We start from the raw sequence: 14670 nt of genomic DNA, 5'->3' as shown, positions 1-14670 counted from the left end.
AAGGAAAAAGCGGGGTTTTTCCTTCCCTCACGGATCGCTGACATATTTATCGGTCATCGATCCGGGCGCCCTTCCCAGGCGCGGCTTGTCATTGATTTGGGCACCCCGCGCGGGGCGCGTTGATGGACTTTTTGCGAAGTCATCAAACTCTAAACAGTAAACTCCCTGCCCTGGCCGGGTTCAGACCGCCAGCAGCAGAACAAATGAAATGACCAGCGCGAAAACACTTGGTGACTGGGCCACGGCCAGCCCCAGCAGCATGGTCCGCGTTATGGGGCCCGAGGCCTTTTCAGGCTCCCGGTGGTGCCTGATTCCCACAATGGCCGATTCCGCGGCGAACCCCGACCCGATGGAAGACCCGATGGATCCGAACCCCATGCAGATCCCCGCCGACAGAACCGTTACGTAATTCACGAACCCCGCATCAGGCTTCGAAGGCATGAAGATGAGCAGGAACGACACCAGCAGGGCGAAGATCAGGGGTGTCTGACTGAGGGCCTGTCCCACAAGCATCAGGGTTGTGAAGGGCCTGCGCAGGTGAGGCTGGCGCGCGATGGCCTCACAGGCCATGGAAGCCGGCAGGGAGCTTCCGAGGCCCGAGGCGAAGGAAGCGGCTCCAATGGAGATCCCCGCTCCCAGGCCGGCAAAACCCTTGATCAGCTCGGTCGTCTCCCCGGTCCCGAAGAGCAGCAGGATGGCGATGACCAGAGCAAAGGTCGGTGGTGTCGAGGTCGCTCCCTGCCCGATGAGCATGATCCGGAAGAGGTCCGACGAGACTTTGGGCTGCGTCCCCATCCCTTCCACGGCCGAGGCCGCGGACATGCCCATGCCGGTCCCCGGGCCGACAGCTCCGAAACCGACGGCGAAGGCGGCCCCAAGAGCATACAGTGCTTTGACGGTCAATGCCGGGTCCACTCGTCGCTCCTATTTTGTCGCCACTGCGATGTAGGTGATGGTCAGCATGGTAAACACAAAAGCCTGCACCGTGCCGACAAACATGCCGAAGAACACGTAGAGGAAGGGCGGAAGGACCAGGCTGTAAACCATCCAGGAAACAACCGTTATGATGATCGCTCCCCCCATGATGTTCCCGAAAAGACGGAAGGAAATGGAGACCACCTTCGCGAGCTCGCCCACCACGTTGAGGGGAGCCATGATGATAAAGGGGTGTGTGTACTCCTTGAGGTAGGTGCCGATCCCCTTGGCCCGGATGGCGGCCGTGTGGGTAAGGAAAAAGCCCATGATCCCCAGGCTGAGCGGCGTATTGAGGTCCTTGGTGGGCTCCTCAAAGCCCGGGATGATGCCCCACCAGTTGCACAAAAGCAGGAAAATGAACATGGTGGCCACCAGGGGGAAATAGGCTCTGCTTGTGGTCTCCAGCGTTTCCTTTGTAAGGCCGTCCATGGCCGAGATGTACAGCTCGGCCATCCTTTGAGCGGGCCCTGGTGTTTTCTGGATGCGCCGCCGGACGATAAGGGCCACCACGATGAGGACCGCCATGATGATCCAGGTGTTGACCACGGTGACATAGTTCACCGTAAGGGTTATCCCGAAGAGCTCGAAAACAAATGTCGGTACGTGGGTCACATCGCCCATATCACGAAGGTTCCTGTTCACTGCCTCCCAGCAGCTCCCCGCAGGTCATCACGAACTGCGACGCGAAAAGTGCCGGCACTGTTGCCCAAAGGGCGACGTTTTCGTTGGTGACGGAGTAGACAAGGACCGCGGCGATGCCTGCCATCCTCAGGGCATACCTCCCGTAAGTCGGCCGCACGCCCTGAATTTCTGCCGCCCCTCCCTGCCTGCGGACATCCCCCGCCATGACAAGCAGGTTCAGCAGGCTGGCCGCTCCGCCCAGAACAGCTCCCCGGGCCCACGGCTTATATCCCAGAAGCAGGAAGATGCCTGCAAACAAAAGGACCAGCGACAGGGTGCCGAAAAAGACCCGGCGCACATAACGCTCAAAGGACGTCACCCTGTGGACCCGAATACCGTATACAATATACTGTATCCCACAGAATTCTTCAATCGGTTTTTGACGCTGACGCCAGCTCCTCCTCGGAAAGGGTTTTACCCGTCCGGGAGGTGAAGGGGGACACCTTCTTATCCTCACCCGCGTCGAAAGCCATGGCACAGTTGCCCTCGAAGATAACCCCCTCCTCGATAAAGATACTGGGGGTCTTGACGTTGCCGAACAGCTTTCCGGGACGGTGAACCTCGATCTTCCCTGTAGCGTTGATGTTGCCCCGCACGACGCCGGAGATGACGATGGTGTTCACATTGATCTCGGCGTTGACCACGGCGCTCTCACCCACGATGAGGGTGTCCTTTGTGTAGACCTCGCCCTCGAGCTTTCCGTCGATGCGAACGGTGCCCTCGAACGTGAGGACACCCTTGAAATCGGTTCCTTCCCCGAGAAACGCCTTGATCTCACCGCGGGATGCTGCAGGTTCCTTGCGATTCATAAGCTAAACCTCCGGTTTAGAGTTTCATGTTCCATGTTCCAGGTTCCAGGCTGACACGTGGCAGTTCCCAGTGCCTGGTTCCTGGTTCCCAGCTCTTAGCTCTTAGCTCTTAGCAACTTTTTCGCTATATCGTTGAGCTCGTCAAGGGTCGCGTACCGGATCTCTACCTTTCCACCCCGGGTGCCTTCGTGTATCCGGGTCCTGGCGCCGAGGGCCCTGGTGAGCCTTTTCTCCAGGTCCCTGGTTTCCGCCGACACCTTTCCGGCAGGCCCCGGGTCCGGGCGCTTTTCCTTGCCCGAAACAGCCTTCGACACAGCCAGTTCAACCTCTCTGACCGAAAGGCCCCGTTTCAGGATCCGCCCCATCATCTCCCGGATGGCCTTTTCTTCCTTGAGGGACAAAAGGGCCCGTGCATGGCCGGCCGAGATGGTACCCTCAACGAGCTCGGCTCGCACGAACTCGGGAAGGGACAGGAGACGAAGAGCGTTTGCCACGGTGGCCCGGTCCTTCCCGACCCTTCTGGCCACTTCCTCCTGGGTGTAGGCGTTCAGGGACTGAAGCTCCCGATACGCCTGAGCCTCTTCCACCGGATTGAGGTTCTCGCGCTGGATGTTCTCGATGAGCGCAAGCTCCAGTGTGCGATCGTCCTTGATACCCCGAACCAGGACGGGGACCCTGTCCAGCCCTGCCAGGCGACTGGCGCGCAGGCGCCTCTCGCCGGCCACCAGTTCGTAACCGCCCGGCACCCGGCGGACCAGCAGGGGCTGCAGAACACCCTGCTCTTTTATGGAGTCGGCCAGCTCCCCCAACGCCCCCTCCTCGAAGCGCCGGCGGGGCTGTCCGGGGTTGGGGAAAATCTCGTCCAGAAGAACATGGACCAGTTCCCCCTGCCCGGCCGCCTTCTCCACGGTGGGGATGAGTGCCCCGAGACCTTTGCCCAGGGCCTGCCGTTTACGCTCGGATGACATCAACGCTTCCTTTCAATTTCAAACTCCAGGTCTCAAATTTCAGGGACAAGCTTGATAGAGTCGCAAAAAGTCCAATCCGGGACTTTTCGCTCCACGGAAAGGGAAAAGCGTCGTTTTCCCTTTCCTCACAAATCAATGACTTACGGTGCGGGTCATTGATTTGGGCGCCCCGCGCGGGGCGCGATGATGACTTTTTGCGAAGTCATCAAGCTTCATACCGCTGCTTTTTTGAAAAGTGAAATGTGGAATCTGAAATTATCCTTTTCCGTTCAGTATCTCCCGCGCCAGATCCAGGTACCCCTGGGCCCCCGGGGAGTTGATGTCGTAAAGAAGGGCCGGGCGGCCGTAGCTTGGGGCCTCGCTCAGCTTGACGTTCCTCGGGATCACCGTTTTAAACACCCTGCCGGGAAAGTAGTTCCTGGCCTCCTCGGCTACCTGGTGGGACAGGTTGTTCCGGGGATCGAACATTGTCAGGAGGATGCCCTCCAGCTCCACCGCGGGGTTAAGGGCCCCCTTGACCAGCTTGATGGTGTTCAGGAGCCTGGACAGCCCTTCCAGGGCATAGTACTCGCACTGCAGGGGCACCAGCACCGCATCGGCGGCTGTCAGTGCGTTGAGAGTCAGGATGCCCAGGGACGGCGGGCAATCGATAAGCACGTAGTCGTAACTCTGCCTCGTCTCTTCGAGGGCCCGGACCAGGATCGTCTCCCTGGAGAGGGCCGAAACCAGCTCCACCTCGGCGCCGATAAGATCCACATGGGACGGGGCCAGTTCCAGGAACTCCAACTCGGTCTTTTGAACCACCTTTTCAAGGCACTCCGAGGTGACCATCACCTGGTACATGGTAGCCTTGAGCTCTTCCGACACAACTCCCAGACCGCTGGTAGCGTTGGCCTGAGGGTCCATATCCACCAGGAGGGTTCTGCGTTCAGCGACAGCCAGGGAAGCCGCAAGGTTCACTGCGGTTGTTGTTTTCCCCACCCCCCCCTTCTGGTTGGCTATGGTAATGACCCTACCCAAGGCGGCACGCTCCGCCGCATGTCAGTAGACAGTAGACAGGAGACAGTAGACAGCTTGAAAACAAAAACATCTCGATCAGCTCCTCCTGGCCCGTTTCAGGACAAGCCTTCGGCCCTCCAGACGGGCAAAAAAGACGGACAGGAAGAGGAGCTTTGTTAGAAGATAGGCTGTGATCAAGGTTTTTGTTTTCATTTTCCCTTTAAAAACAGGTGTTTTAATGGAAACAGACAAGGGGGCGGCCCTGGAACCACCCCCTGGATCATCGATCATCATCGTTGATGGCTTTGTAAAAAATCATCAACGCGCCCTGCGCGAGGCGCCCAAATCAATGACCAGTGAAAACTGCCGCGCCTGGGAGCGGCGCCCGGATCGATGACCGCCAAATATGTCAGCGATCCGTGAGGAAAGGAAAAACCCCGCTTTTTCCTTTCCGTTGAGCGAAAGGCCAGCACGGACTTTTTGCGACCCTATCATCGTTGAGTTTAGAAAAGTAATATAGAAGGTATAAAAAGTCCATAGTTTACGGTTCACAGTTCACGGTTCACAGTAATCTGTAAACTGTAGACTGTAAACCTACACAGCCGATGGTATCCATCGGCTGTGTTTCACGTGAAACACTATGCGGACAGGGGGATAACCATTTCAAACTTCACCTTTTATAGAGTCGCGAAAAGTCCAGTCCGGGACTTTTCGCTCCACGGAAAGGAAAAAGCGTCGTTTTCCCTTTCCTTACAAATCAATGACTTAGAGTGCGGGTCATTGATTTGGGCGCCCCGCGCGGGGCGCGTTGATGGACTTTTTGCGAGTCCATCACCTTTCAAATTACAAGGGTATGGCGTTATGTCGACCTGTTCAGTTGTTTGAAATCTGGAATCTGAAATTTGAAATTATCTTTTCGGCACCTCCCAGATCACGCTTGGCACCTTCGAACCCGGCACCGTGTAAGGATGCTCGACACCTACCCCCTCGTCCACGAGGGCTCTTGTCGTATAGATAAGGGCTTTCCCTCCGGGTACCAGGAATCGGTCGGCCCATTTCCAGACCTCCTTCGGCCTGGCCGCGGCCCGGCTCACAACCAGATCGTACTGTCCGCCCGGTCCCTCCTCTAGGAGGTCCTCGAAACGCCCACTCAGTACCCTGGCATCTTTCAACTCCAGGGTTCGAAGGAGGTGGCTTAACCAGGCACATTTTTTCCCCGACGCTTCCGCAAGGTCCAGCTTCAGGCCGGGCCGGGCCACCTTGAGGGGCACACCGGGAAACCCGGCCCCCGCTCCCAGGTCCACCGTGCGCTCGCTGCCTGAGATAAGCCCCATGCCAAGGGGGACCAGGGAGTCGAGGAAGTGGATCCTCACCCAGTCCGGCTGCTTCCGGGACACCAGGTTGACCTTCCTGTTCCACTTCTCGAGTTCGGAATGGTAAATGAACAGCCGGTTTGCACCCTCTTTTGTGAGATCGACCCCCATGGCTTTTGATCCATCCATGATACGGGAAATTAAAGCGCTTTTTTTCATTGGCTGTTCATTTACCTCGTGAATGCGTGGAGCGTGGGTGCGTTAATGCGATAAACCACGTGCATGCGTAAAGCGTGCGTGCGTTAATGCGAAAAAGCGGACACAGATCGGCCTAGTCGCACGTACGCACGTACGCACTTACTCACCTGCGCGGGAGTTCTTGCTCTTGATATATATCATCAACGCCGACACGGCCGCGGGGGTCACCCCCGGGATGCGGGACGCCTGGCCGAGGCTCGTGGGCCGTATATCTTCCAGCCGGTCCCGGATCTCCCGGGAGAGCGCCTTCAGGGCGGAATAGTCCAGATCTTCCGGAATGGCCAGTTTGTCAAGACGCCGCACCTTTTCCACCATGGCCTGCTGGCGGACAATATACCCTTCATATTTCACCTGGATCTCGATCTGCTGTACCGCGTCCGCCCTCTTCTCCGGAGAGAAATCAGGGTTGAAGGTTACCAGGTCCTTGTAGGCGACATCGGGCTGCTTGAGTGCCTGTTTCAACAAGATCCCCTGCCGGGGGCCGCCGGCGAGGCATACCGTAACGTTCTGTTTCCCCAGTTCCCGCATCCCCTTTCCGACCATGAGCACCTTTTCCCTGAGCTGCTCCACCTCATCATCGCTGATCAGGCCCAGGCGGTGACCCTTCTCCATGAGCCTTATATCGGCGTTGTCTTCCCTGAGGAGAAGGCGATGTTCGGCACGGGAGGTGAAAAGACGGTACGGCTCGGTAACCCCCTTGGTCACCAGGTCGTCTACCATGACCCCCATGTACGCTTCGTCCCGACCGACGGTGAACGGCTCCTCACCCCGGACCCTGAGGGCCGCGTTGATCCCCGCGAGCTGGCCTTGGGCTCCGGCTTCCTCATAGCCTGACGTTCCGTTGATCTGGCCGGCCAGGTACAGGCCGGGAACCTTTTTGACCATCAGGTCCGCTCCCAGTTGTGTCGGGTGTGCGAAATCGTACTCGATAGCGTAGCCGGGCCTCATGATCTGGACCTCTTCCAGCCCCGGGATGGTGCGTAGCATCCTGATCTGGATATCGATGGGAAGGCTGGTGGACACCCCGTTGGGGTAATATTCCCTGGTCTGCAGGCCCTCCGGCTCCAGGAACACGTGGTGGCCCGCCTTGTCGGGGAAACGGACGATCTTGTCCTCGATGCTGGGGCAGTAGCGCGGCCCTACCCCTTTGATGACCCCCCCGTATAGGGGGGACCTGTCAAGACCGCTCCTGATCGCCTCGTGGGTCGCTTCGCTGGTCCGTGTGATCCAGCAAGGGACCTGTTCCCGGTCGATCTTCCCGGTCCGGAAGGAAAAGGGCTGAGGTACCTCGTCCCCGTACTGGGGCGTACAACGCGAAAAGTCGATGGTCTTGGCATCCAGGCGCGGGGTGGTCCCGGTCTTCAGGCGGCCAAGTGAGATATTCAGGGCTGCGAGAGATCCCGACAGCCCCACCGAGGGAAACTCCCCTGCGCGGCCGGCCGGGTAGTTGGTCATGCCGATGTGAATGAGTCCGTTGAGGAAGGTACCCGACGCCACAACCACCGCCCCGGCCTGAAACTCCTCACCGGCTTGTGTATAGACGCCTTCCACCTTCCGTGTTCCACCCCCCTCCTCCACGAGGAAACCTTCCACCATGCCCTGCTTGATATGAAGGCATTCCTGGGCCTCGAGCTTCTCCCTGACCCAGCTTTTGTAGCCGTACATGTCAGCCTGCGCCCTGGAGGAGCGCACCGCGGGGCCCTTTTTGGTGTTGAGGATCCGGTACTGGATTCCGGTGGCATCGATAGCCATGCCCATGATCCCCCCCAGGACATCGATCTCCTTGACCAGGTGCCCCTTGGCAAGGCCTCCCACAGCCGGGTTGCACGACATGTGGGCCACCTGGTCGATGGAAATGGTCATAAGAAGGGTGGTCATGCCCATGCGGGCGCAGGCCCAGGCCGCCTCGCACCCGGCGTGCCCCGCGCCGATGACGACAACGTCGTAACTGGTTGGGTCGCGGAAGCGTTTTGAGCTTTCCGACATTCCCGTAATCATCCTCTTAAACCCTCTGGGTCTAGCAACGTGTCGGACTTTACCGACACGTTGCGATGAGTTTTTCGAAATGCCCCTTATTCTGGATGTTTTCCTGATGTCCTTTTCTTTGGACGTTGGACTTTAGGCTTTGGGCTTGAGCCTGCACAGCAGGCAAATGTTTCACGTGAAACATGCTGATCGCAAAGCGATCAGCATGTGGGAATACATTACGAAAACCCCAGTTATGCTTTCTTGCAAGCGCAGCTTGCATAATAAAACAGTGTGATCGTAAGTCTGCACTGTTTTATTTCCCTATACAAAACCTTTCGAAGATCATGTTCAAGACCTCGTCGGTAGCGATCTCGCCACTTAACTCCCCCACACCGAGGAGCGCCTCGTCCACACCCACCGCCAGGAGTTCCGGCCCATGTCCGGCACCGAGTCCCTCGAGGCTCTGTCGGCACCCGTCCCGTATCTTTGTCAGGGCATCGGCCTGCCTCAGGGATGTCACCACCCCCCCGGTTTCCTCCAGGGCCGGATCGCCTCCGACGCAGGCCCCGTAAATCGCCTCCTTGACTTTCCCGACACCGTGGCCTGTCAGAGCAGAGGCGTGAACCACCCCTGCGGGCAGAGGCCCGTTTCCGGAAGACGGCAGATCGCATTTGTTGGCGACGACGACCCTCACCATGCCAGCCGTGGCCTCAAGCAGCTCGAGCTCATCGTCAAGCGGCTGCCGGGACCCGTCCAGGACAACAAGGAGCAGGTCGGCCCTTTCCATGAGCCGCTGGGTCCTGCGGATCCCCTCCTCTTCCACGGATGCGGCACCTTCCCTTATCCCGGCCGTGTCCACAACGACCATAGGGACACCCTCGATACTGATGCGTCCTTCGATAAAGTCCCTTGTCGTCCCTGCGACTTCGTGGACAATGGCCCTTTCTTCCTCGATGAGGGCGTTGAGAAGGCTCGACTTGCCAACGTTGGGGGCGCCGACGATGACGACCTTGAGTCCCTCCTTCAGGGCGATACCCTGCCGGGAGGTCGCCAGGAGCCGGCTTGTGATCTGTACCGCCCGCTCGAGCAGGACTTCCAGCCCGCCGAGCTCCTCGCCGGCCATATCCCCATGGACATCCTCGGAAAAATCGATGGCCGTTTCCAGGAGGACCTTTGCGTCGAGAAGGGCCCGCCTGACAACGCCTGCCTCCCTGCCCATGGCGCCCTCCACCTGTCCAAGCATGACGCGGCGAGCCTTGCTGGTGCCCGCAAAGATGAGGGAAGCCACGGCCTCGGCCTGGGAGAGATCCAGACGCCCGTTGAGAAAGGCGCGCCTGGTAAATTCCCCCGCTTCGGCCAGCCGGGCCCCGGCCGCCGTCGCGGCCCCGAGCAGTTCCGCCATAATGAGGGGGCCGCCGTGGACGGTGATCTCCACAATGTCCTCCCCTGTATAGGAGCGAGGTCCTGCGAAAAAAAGCCAGACAGCCTGGTCAATGGGCGATCCGGAGTCGCCGGGAGGGTGAACGTGGCCGATGACGGCACGGCGGTTGGCCTGCATATCGGGCCGGGCGCCGCTCAAGGGTGTGAAGATCCGCTGGCCCACCTCAACTGCTGCGGGGCCGCTGATCCGAACCAGACCCACGGCTCCAGGGCCGGGGGGGGTGCTTATCGCAGCCACGGTATCCTCAGATGCGCGAGCCGATGATGTGACCTTTGTTTTATCCAGATCATCGATCATCGGCTCAATCCTTCCGTGGCTGCCTTGGTACGTACGTCCGTAAGTTCGTGTGAGCGTAGGTGTGTGACGGGCAAAGGGACATCCGGCGATGGGCGCATCCCGCATGAACGCTCTACGCGTTTACTCACGTACGTGGGCTTTTACTTTTTCCCTTTCCCTTCTTGTCCTTTTTCTCCTCCTCTACCGCCACGGGAACATTCAGGCCGCGGTTCATCCACCACTGGTGGCCGATGGTCAGAACGTTGTTGACGGTCCAGTAGATCACCAGGCCGGCAGGGAAGCTCAGGAACAGGGCTGTGAAAACGATGGGCATGAACATCATGATCTGAGCCTGACGGGGATCGCCGGTCGTAGGGGTCATCTTCTGCTGCAGGAACATGGTAGCGCCCATGAAGATTGGTGTTATGTAAAGTGGGTCCTTGGCTGAAAGATCAACGATCCATAAAGCGAACGGGGCGTGGCGCAGTTCGATGGCGCCCAGCAGTGCCCGGTACAGGGCGAAAAAGACCGGAATCTGGACCAGGATGGGTAGGCAGCCGCCCGCGGGGTTGACCTTGTTTATCTGGTACAGCTTCATGATCTCCTGGTTGAGTTGGTCGCGATCCTTCTTGTACTTGTCCCTGAGGGCGTTGATCTGGGGCTGCAGCGTCTGCATCTTTTTCATGGATCGGTGGCTGATGCTGGAAAAGGGGATGAAGACGATCTTGATCAGCGCGCTAAGGATAATGATGGCAAGTCCGTAGTTGCCCAGGTAACGGTGGAAGAAATTGAGCATGTCGAGCAGGGGCTTGGCGATGATACTGAAAAAGCCCAGGTCTATGACCTTGATCAACGCCGGCGAAACGGCCTTCAGGGAGGCCATCTCCTTGGGCCCGATATAGGCGGTCGCGGCCATGGCAGCGCCACCACCGGGAGGGATGCGGAGCTGCGAATAGACACCCACGTCGACTCTGTCCCCGGTGCCCTTTCGCGCCAGAGCGCCGGTCACCCCTTCCGTGGGCATGAAAGCCGCCACAAAGTACATGTCTTCGGACGCGATCCACTGCATGGGCCCCTCGAAAGAGGTGGTCCCTTCCAGCTTGCCGCCCTTGATCTTTTCGGCCTTGCCTCCGTCCAGGTAGACGGCCCCCTTGTATCCGTATCGGTTCGCGGATAACTTGCTGCCTTCCTTGGCGCCGGCTGCCGGTTCGAGTCCCGGTGCCCACATCAACTCGGCCCGCCCTCCCAACGATTCCCTGGACCGGTTGATAAGCTGGACAGAGACCATCACTTCATAGGTGTCGGCCGTAAAACCGAGGGTCTTGATCATCTCGAGGCCCTCAGGGGTCCTGTACCGGTATATCACATCCTGGCTCTGTCCCGGTTCCAGCACCATGTCTTTTCCCTCCGTAAGGAACAGGGCCTGGGAAAAACCAAGGGGGCCGCCTGCCGCGACGAACTCGGCAGACAGGGGAAAGGCCGTCTCCCCAGGCTGGGCATGGACCATCTCCACGTGGGATTCGAGCTCTTTGAGTTCCTCACGGTACCGGTCAAGGGTCAGACTCCTGATGACAGCTCCCCGGTTCGACAAAGTGACCCTGAAAAGTGGGGTGTCGACAGTGATTGTTTCCTCCCCCTGGGCGGCGATGGGCTCGAGGGTTCCGGCCGGCGCGACCGCGACGGTAGCAATAACGGTCTCCATGGCAGCTGCGGATCCCGGGATGTCTCCGCCCCCCACGGTTTCCGTTGCGCCCTTCTCTTCCCGGATCGTGTCAACCGGGGCCGGAGGTACAATATAGTTCTGATAAAAGAACAAAAAGGCGAAGGAGATCGCCAGAGCGATGAGCAGTCTTTTTCCCTGATCGTCCATGAATTAACCTCGTAGAGTGTCGGGGCGTCGGGGTGTCGGGGTGTCGGAGTAAAAAACCGAACTCTGGGCGTGTTGATCACCCGCGTAATTTTTATGGGCGGATTTTATCTCCTGATTGTGACCACATCCGCCAAGCTTTGACCCCGTTTTTCCGTTACCCTCATACTCCGATACAGTTGGTACCGGGTCCCACCCGCCGGGGTGAAACGGGTGACACCGGGCCAGCCGTCCTGCCGCAAGGGCTGCACCCTTTAAAGATCCGTGTCTCTCGATGGCCTGTATGGCGTAGGCAGAGCAGGTGGGCATGAACCGGCACGACCGGGGGAAGGCCGGAGATATCCATTTCCTGTAAAAACGGATAGCAGAAAGCAGGGAAGATTTCATGCCGGTGTTGCACCTTCCGTCAGCCCAGCGCTTGTTGCCAGTTTCAAGAACTCTCCCTCCAGTTCGGAGTAGGAAGCTTGCGGCGCCTGCCGTGTGGCTATGGCAACCAGGTCTTTCCCGGGGACGAACCGGCCCCTGTTCTGGCGCTGGATCTCACGGAGACGCCTCTTGACCCGGTTCCTGGTGACTGCATTGCCTGTTTTCCTGGATACGGTGATGCCGAAGCGGGTAATGGGAAGGTCGTTATCAACAGAAAGAAGAAGAAGGTATCGTCCCCGCGCTCTTCGTCCCGTATTCTGGACCTTTAGGTATTCAGCCCGGGATCGGATCCGGGCTTCACGGGGAAAGCGGGGATCGGTTTTTCCCCCGGTCAGACCGTCAGCCGCTTTCTTCCCTTGGCGCGCCTTCTTTTCAGTATGAGGCGCCCGCCCCGGGTCCTCATGCGGAGCCGGAACCCGTGGGTCCTCTGCCTGGAAACATTGCTGGGTTGAAATGTCCTTTTCAAATCCCTTCCTCCTGCCTTCAGCCCCCGCAACTGTACCCCGGGGACGAATCCCGTTTTTCATGGTATTTCTGCCCTTCAGCCGCCTTCCGGTGAAAACCGCTCACACATCCGGCGTAGAACGTGCCTATATAACAAAGAAACCTGAAATCTGCAATTGGTTTTAGCCTCCCTATATCAGGCCACCATGGGGCTCTTTTGGCAGCCTGTTCTCCAGAAAACAACTCTTTCGCAGGCAGGAGACAGCTACACGCAATTACAGCCACTACGAAAGGGGTCTGGGAAAGGGGTCTGGTTAAGCGGATTTCTGGTCTTTTATATATCCCCAAAATCGGGCAGTTCAATGGATACCCGATTTTGGGGCTTGCCACTCTCATTGGCGTTCTGTTATACAAATCATTCGCTCTTCCGGGGAGAGATGGTGCCAATTTTCATGTCCTGCCCGATGGGGTCTTTTTTTGGATCAACCGGCAGGGGGCAAAGGGGGTTACTCCACCAAAGATGAAACCGGTTAAGTTTCTGTTAAAACGGTACTTTTTTCCGCTGTTTCCACAAATCTACAGAGCTGTGAATCTAACTTAAAAGTATTACAAACTACTTGCGTAACCGGTTGTTTTTTCATGACTTTTTAACTTTTCCACACCTGTGGAATAGCCTGTGTGTAAACCGGGCGTGTCATCGGACGGTCGCGGCAACTGCAAGGTCTCGTAATCAAAGGCAAAATGAAGGCCCAACAACTCTGGAAAAAAATTCTGGCCGACCTCAAGGACGAGGTCAACCCCCAGATCTTCAACACCTGGTTCGGGACCCTGAACCCGGCAGCCCTGGATGAAAATTATCTGACCCTCGATGCACCCCACACGTTTATCAGGGACTGGATCGAAGAAAACTATTTGGCCACCCTTATCAACGCGGCGCAAGGGATCACGGGCGTGGATCTTTCCATCAGGATCGAGGTCACCGAACCGGCGGCGCCCGCCTCCATTCCGGACCTGCCCCCCGCCGCTCCAGCCAGGACAATACACCCGGACCTCCCGCCGCCGTCCAGCCAGGCCAACAGCCATTTGACGTTGAACCCGAAATATACTTTCGACACGTTTGTCGTCGGCAACAGCAACCAGTTCGCCCACGCCGCGGCCCTCGCCGTTGCCGAACAGCCGGCTCGTTCCTATAACCCTCTTTTTGTCTATGGCGGCGTCGGCCTGGGTAAAACACACCTCATGCACGCCATCGGCAACTACGCCCGGTCCCGGAACCCCGATATCCGCCTTTGCTACCTGTCCTCCGAACGGTTCATGAACGAACTGATCAACAGCCTCCGGTTCGACCGCATGCCCCAATTCAGGGAAACCTACCGTAACATGGATATTCTTCTCGTGGACGACATCCAGTTCATCGCCGGAAAGGAAAGGACCCAGGAGGAGTTTTTTCATACATTCAACACCCTCTTCGACTCCCACAAACAGATCGTCGTATCTTCAGACAAGTTCCCCAGGGAGATCCCCGACCTGGAGGAGAGGCTCAGGTCCCGTTTTGAGTGGGGGCTTATCGCGGACATCCAGGCTCCCGATCTGGAAACGAAGATCGCCATCCTGGAAAAGAAGGCGGATCTGGCCGGGTGGTCACTGCCCAAGGATGCCGCTTTGTTCCTGGCTGAAAACACCGGATCCAATATCAGGGAACTCGAGGGTTACCTTCAGAGAGTAACGGCATTTGCCGTTTTCGCCAGAACCAGGGTTATCTCCACGGAACTTGTCCAGGATGCCCTGAAGAACTTTCTTGAGCAAAAAAAGAAGGTTATAACGGTGGACGACATCCAGAAAAGGGTGTCCTCCTTTTTCAACGTCAAGATGTCGGATATGAAATCCAAGAAAAAGAACAAGGCCTTTATCCTGCCTCGCCACACGGCCATGTATATGACCCGCCAGTTGACGGATCTCTCCCTTCCCGAGATCGGCCGCCATTTCGGGGGCCGGGATCATTCCACAGTTCTCCACGCGGTCCACAAGCTGGAAAATATCGTTCATAACGACCCGGACTTTGCCAATACCATCGATCACATCACACGGGAACTGGAAGGGAACAACTCTTAGCGATGCTAAGAGTTGATGGACTCGCAAAAAGTCCATCAACGCGCCCCGCGCGGGGCGCCCAAATCAATGACCCGCACCATAAGTCATTGATTTGTAAGGAAAGGGAAAACGACGCTTTTCCCTTTCCGTGGAG

14 protein-coding genes and 1 pseudogene are annotated in these 14670 nt (G+C 57.9%); 2 read left to right on the top strand and 13 right to left on the bottom strand.

Annotated elements, in window-relative coordinates; translation table 11 throughout:
* Nucleotides 1–180: 180 nt before the first annotated feature.
* The 6 genes from P1S46_08010 to P1S46_07985 all read right to left on the bottom strand — a co-directional run bounded on the left by P1S46_08010 (nucleotide 181) and on the right by P1S46_07985 (nucleotide 4453).
* Nucleotides 181–915, bottom strand: coding sequence for an ATP synthase F0 subunit C (locus P1S46_08010; protein MDF1536428.1), 735 nt, complete (start codon nucleotides 913–915; stop codon nucleotides 181–183).
* 9 nt (nucleotides 916–924) lie between these two features.
* Nucleotides 925–1617 carry a F0F1 ATP synthase subunit A gene (gene atpB / locus P1S46_08005; protein ID MDF1536427.1) on the bottom strand — a complete coding sequence of 231 codons (693 nt, stop codon included), beginning with the start codon at nucleotides 1615–1617 and terminating at the stop codon, nucleotides 925–927.
* Nucleotides 1598–1954 carry an ATP synthase subunit I gene (locus P1S46_08000; GenBank protein MDF1536426.1) on the bottom strand — a complete coding sequence of 119 codons (357 nt, stop codon included), beginning with the start codon at nucleotides 1952–1954 and terminating at the stop codon, nucleotides 1598–1600. The genes atpB and P1S46_08000 overlap by 20 nt, the downstream gene beginning before the upstream one ends.
* Before the next feature lie 70 nt (nucleotides 1955–2024).
* Entirely contained in the window at nucleotides 2025–2465 is a 441-nt protein-coding gene (locus P1S46_07995) for a polymer-forming cytoskeletal protein (protein ID MDF1536425.1), read from the bottom strand.
* Nucleotides 2466–2560: 95 nt separating this feature from the next.
* On the bottom strand, nucleotides 2561–3433 hold the full coding sequence (locus P1S46_07990; GenBank protein ID MDF1536424.1) for a ParB/RepB/Spo0J family partition protein: 873 nt from the start codon (nucleotides 3431–3433) through the stop codon (nucleotides 2561–2563).
* A 255-nt stretch (nucleotides 3434–3688) separates the two neighbouring features.
* Nucleotides 3689–4453, bottom strand: coding sequence for an AAA family ATPase (locus P1S46_07985; protein ID MDF1536423.1), 765 nt, complete (start codon nucleotides 4451–4453; stop codon nucleotides 3689–3691).
* Nucleotides 4454–4622: 169 nt separating this feature from the next.
* On the opposite strand from P1S46_07985, the gene P1S46_07980 reads away from it, so the two are divergent.
* The gene (locus P1S46_07980) at nucleotides 4623–4829 is read left to right on the top strand and encodes a hypothetical protein (protein ID MDF1536422.1); all 207 of its coding nucleotides are present in this window, start codon (nucleotides 4623–4625) and stop codon (nucleotides 4827–4829) included.
* A 511-nt stretch (nucleotides 4830–5340) separates the two neighbouring features.
* Here the strand turns inward: P1S46_07980 and rsmG are convergent.
* From rsmG to rpmH, 7 genes and pseudogenes are all read right to left on the bottom strand, one after another.
* Nucleotides 5341–5964, bottom strand: coding sequence for a 16S rRNA (guanine(527)-N(7))-methyltransferase RsmG (gene rsmG, locus P1S46_07975; GenBank protein ID MDF1536421.1), 624 nt, complete (start codon nucleotides 5962–5964; stop codon nucleotides 5341–5343).
* Nucleotides 5965–6102: 138 nt separating this feature from the next.
* Nucleotides 6103–7989, bottom strand: coding sequence for a tRNA uridine-5-carboxymethylaminomethyl(34) synthesis enzyme MnmG (gene mnmG / locus P1S46_07970; protein MDF1536420.1), 1887 nt, complete (start codon nucleotides 7987–7989; stop codon nucleotides 6103–6105).
* Nucleotides 7990–8284: 295 nt separating this feature from the next.
* On the bottom strand, nucleotides 8285–9709 hold the full coding sequence (gene mnmE, locus P1S46_07965; protein MDF1536419.1) for a tRNA uridine-5-carboxymethylaminomethyl(34) synthesis GTPase MnmE: 1425 nt from the start codon (nucleotides 9707–9709) through the stop codon (nucleotides 8285–8287).
* Nucleotides 9710–9833: 124 nt separating this feature from the next.
* Nucleotides 9834–11558 carry a membrane protein insertase YidC gene (gene yidC, locus P1S46_07960; GenBank protein ID MDF1536418.1) on the bottom strand — a complete coding sequence of 575 codons (1725 nt, stop codon included), beginning with the start codon at nucleotides 11556–11558 and terminating at the stop codon, nucleotides 9834–9836.
* A 165-nt stretch (nucleotides 11559–11723) separates the two neighbouring features.
* A pseudogene (gene yidD / locus P1S46_07955) lies at nucleotides 11724–11942 on the bottom strand (membrane protein insertion efficiency factor YidD).
* Entirely contained in the window at nucleotides 11939–12316 is a 378-nt protein-coding gene (rnpA, locus tag P1S46_07950; GenBank protein MDF1536417.1) for a ribonuclease P protein component, read from the bottom strand. Before rnpA ends, yidD begins: the two are co-directional and overlap by 4 nt.
* Nucleotides 12313–12447, bottom strand: a complete 135-nt coding sequence (rpmH, locus tag P1S46_07945) for a 50S ribosomal protein L34 (GenBank protein MDF1536416.1) — start codon at nucleotides 12445–12447, stop codon at nucleotides 12313–12315. The genes rnpA and rpmH overlap by 4 nt, the downstream gene beginning before the upstream one ends.
* Nucleotides 12448–13166: 719 nt before the next feature.
* On the opposite strand from rpmH, the gene dnaA reads away from it, so the two are divergent.
* The gene (gene dnaA / locus P1S46_07940) at nucleotides 13167–14537 is read left to right on the top strand and encodes a chromosomal replication initiator protein DnaA (GenBank protein MDF1536415.1); all 1371 of its coding nucleotides are present in this window, start codon (nucleotides 13167–13169) and stop codon (nucleotides 14535–14537) included.
* Nucleotides 14538–14670 lie beyond the last annotated feature (133 nt).

Source organism: bacterium (assembly GCA_029210545.1).
In the GTDB taxonomy this organism is placed as follows: Bacteria; BMS3Abin14; BMS3Abin14; order BMS3Abin14; family BMS3Abin14; genus JARGFV01.
The sequence above is the reverse complement of the archived record's forward strand: the minus strand, read 5'-3'. Positions and strand labels throughout refer to the sequence as shown.

Bases quoted from the DNA above. Each gene is read 5' to 3' on its own strand.
- P1S46_07995 (MDF1536425.1), bottom strand. From the start codon at position 2,465: ATGAATCGCAAGGAACCTGCAGCATCCCGCGGTGAGATCAAGGCGTTT.
- P1S46_07990 (MDF1536424.1), bottom strand. From the start codon at position 3,433: ATGTCATCCGAGCGTAAACGGCAGGCCCTGGGCAAAGGTCTCGGGGCA.
- mnmE (MDF1536419.1), bottom strand. From the start codon at position 9,709: ATGATCGATGATCTGGATAAAACAAAGGTCACATCATCGGCTCGCGCA.
- dnaA (MDF1536415.1), top strand. From the start codon at position 13,167: ATGAAGGCCCAACAACTCTGGAAAAAAATTCTGGCCGACCTCAAGGAC.
- rsmG (MDF1536421.1), bottom strand. From the start codon at position 5,964: ATGAAAAAAAGCGCTTTAATTTCCCGTATCATGGATGGATCAAAAGCC.
- yidC (MDF1536418.1), bottom strand. From the start codon at position 11,558: ATGGACGATCAGGGAAAAAGACTGCTCATCGCTCTGGCGATCTCCTTC.
- mnmG (MDF1536420.1), bottom strand. From the start codon at position 7,989: ATGTCGGAAAGCTCAAAACGCTTCCGCGACCCAACCAGTTACGACGTT.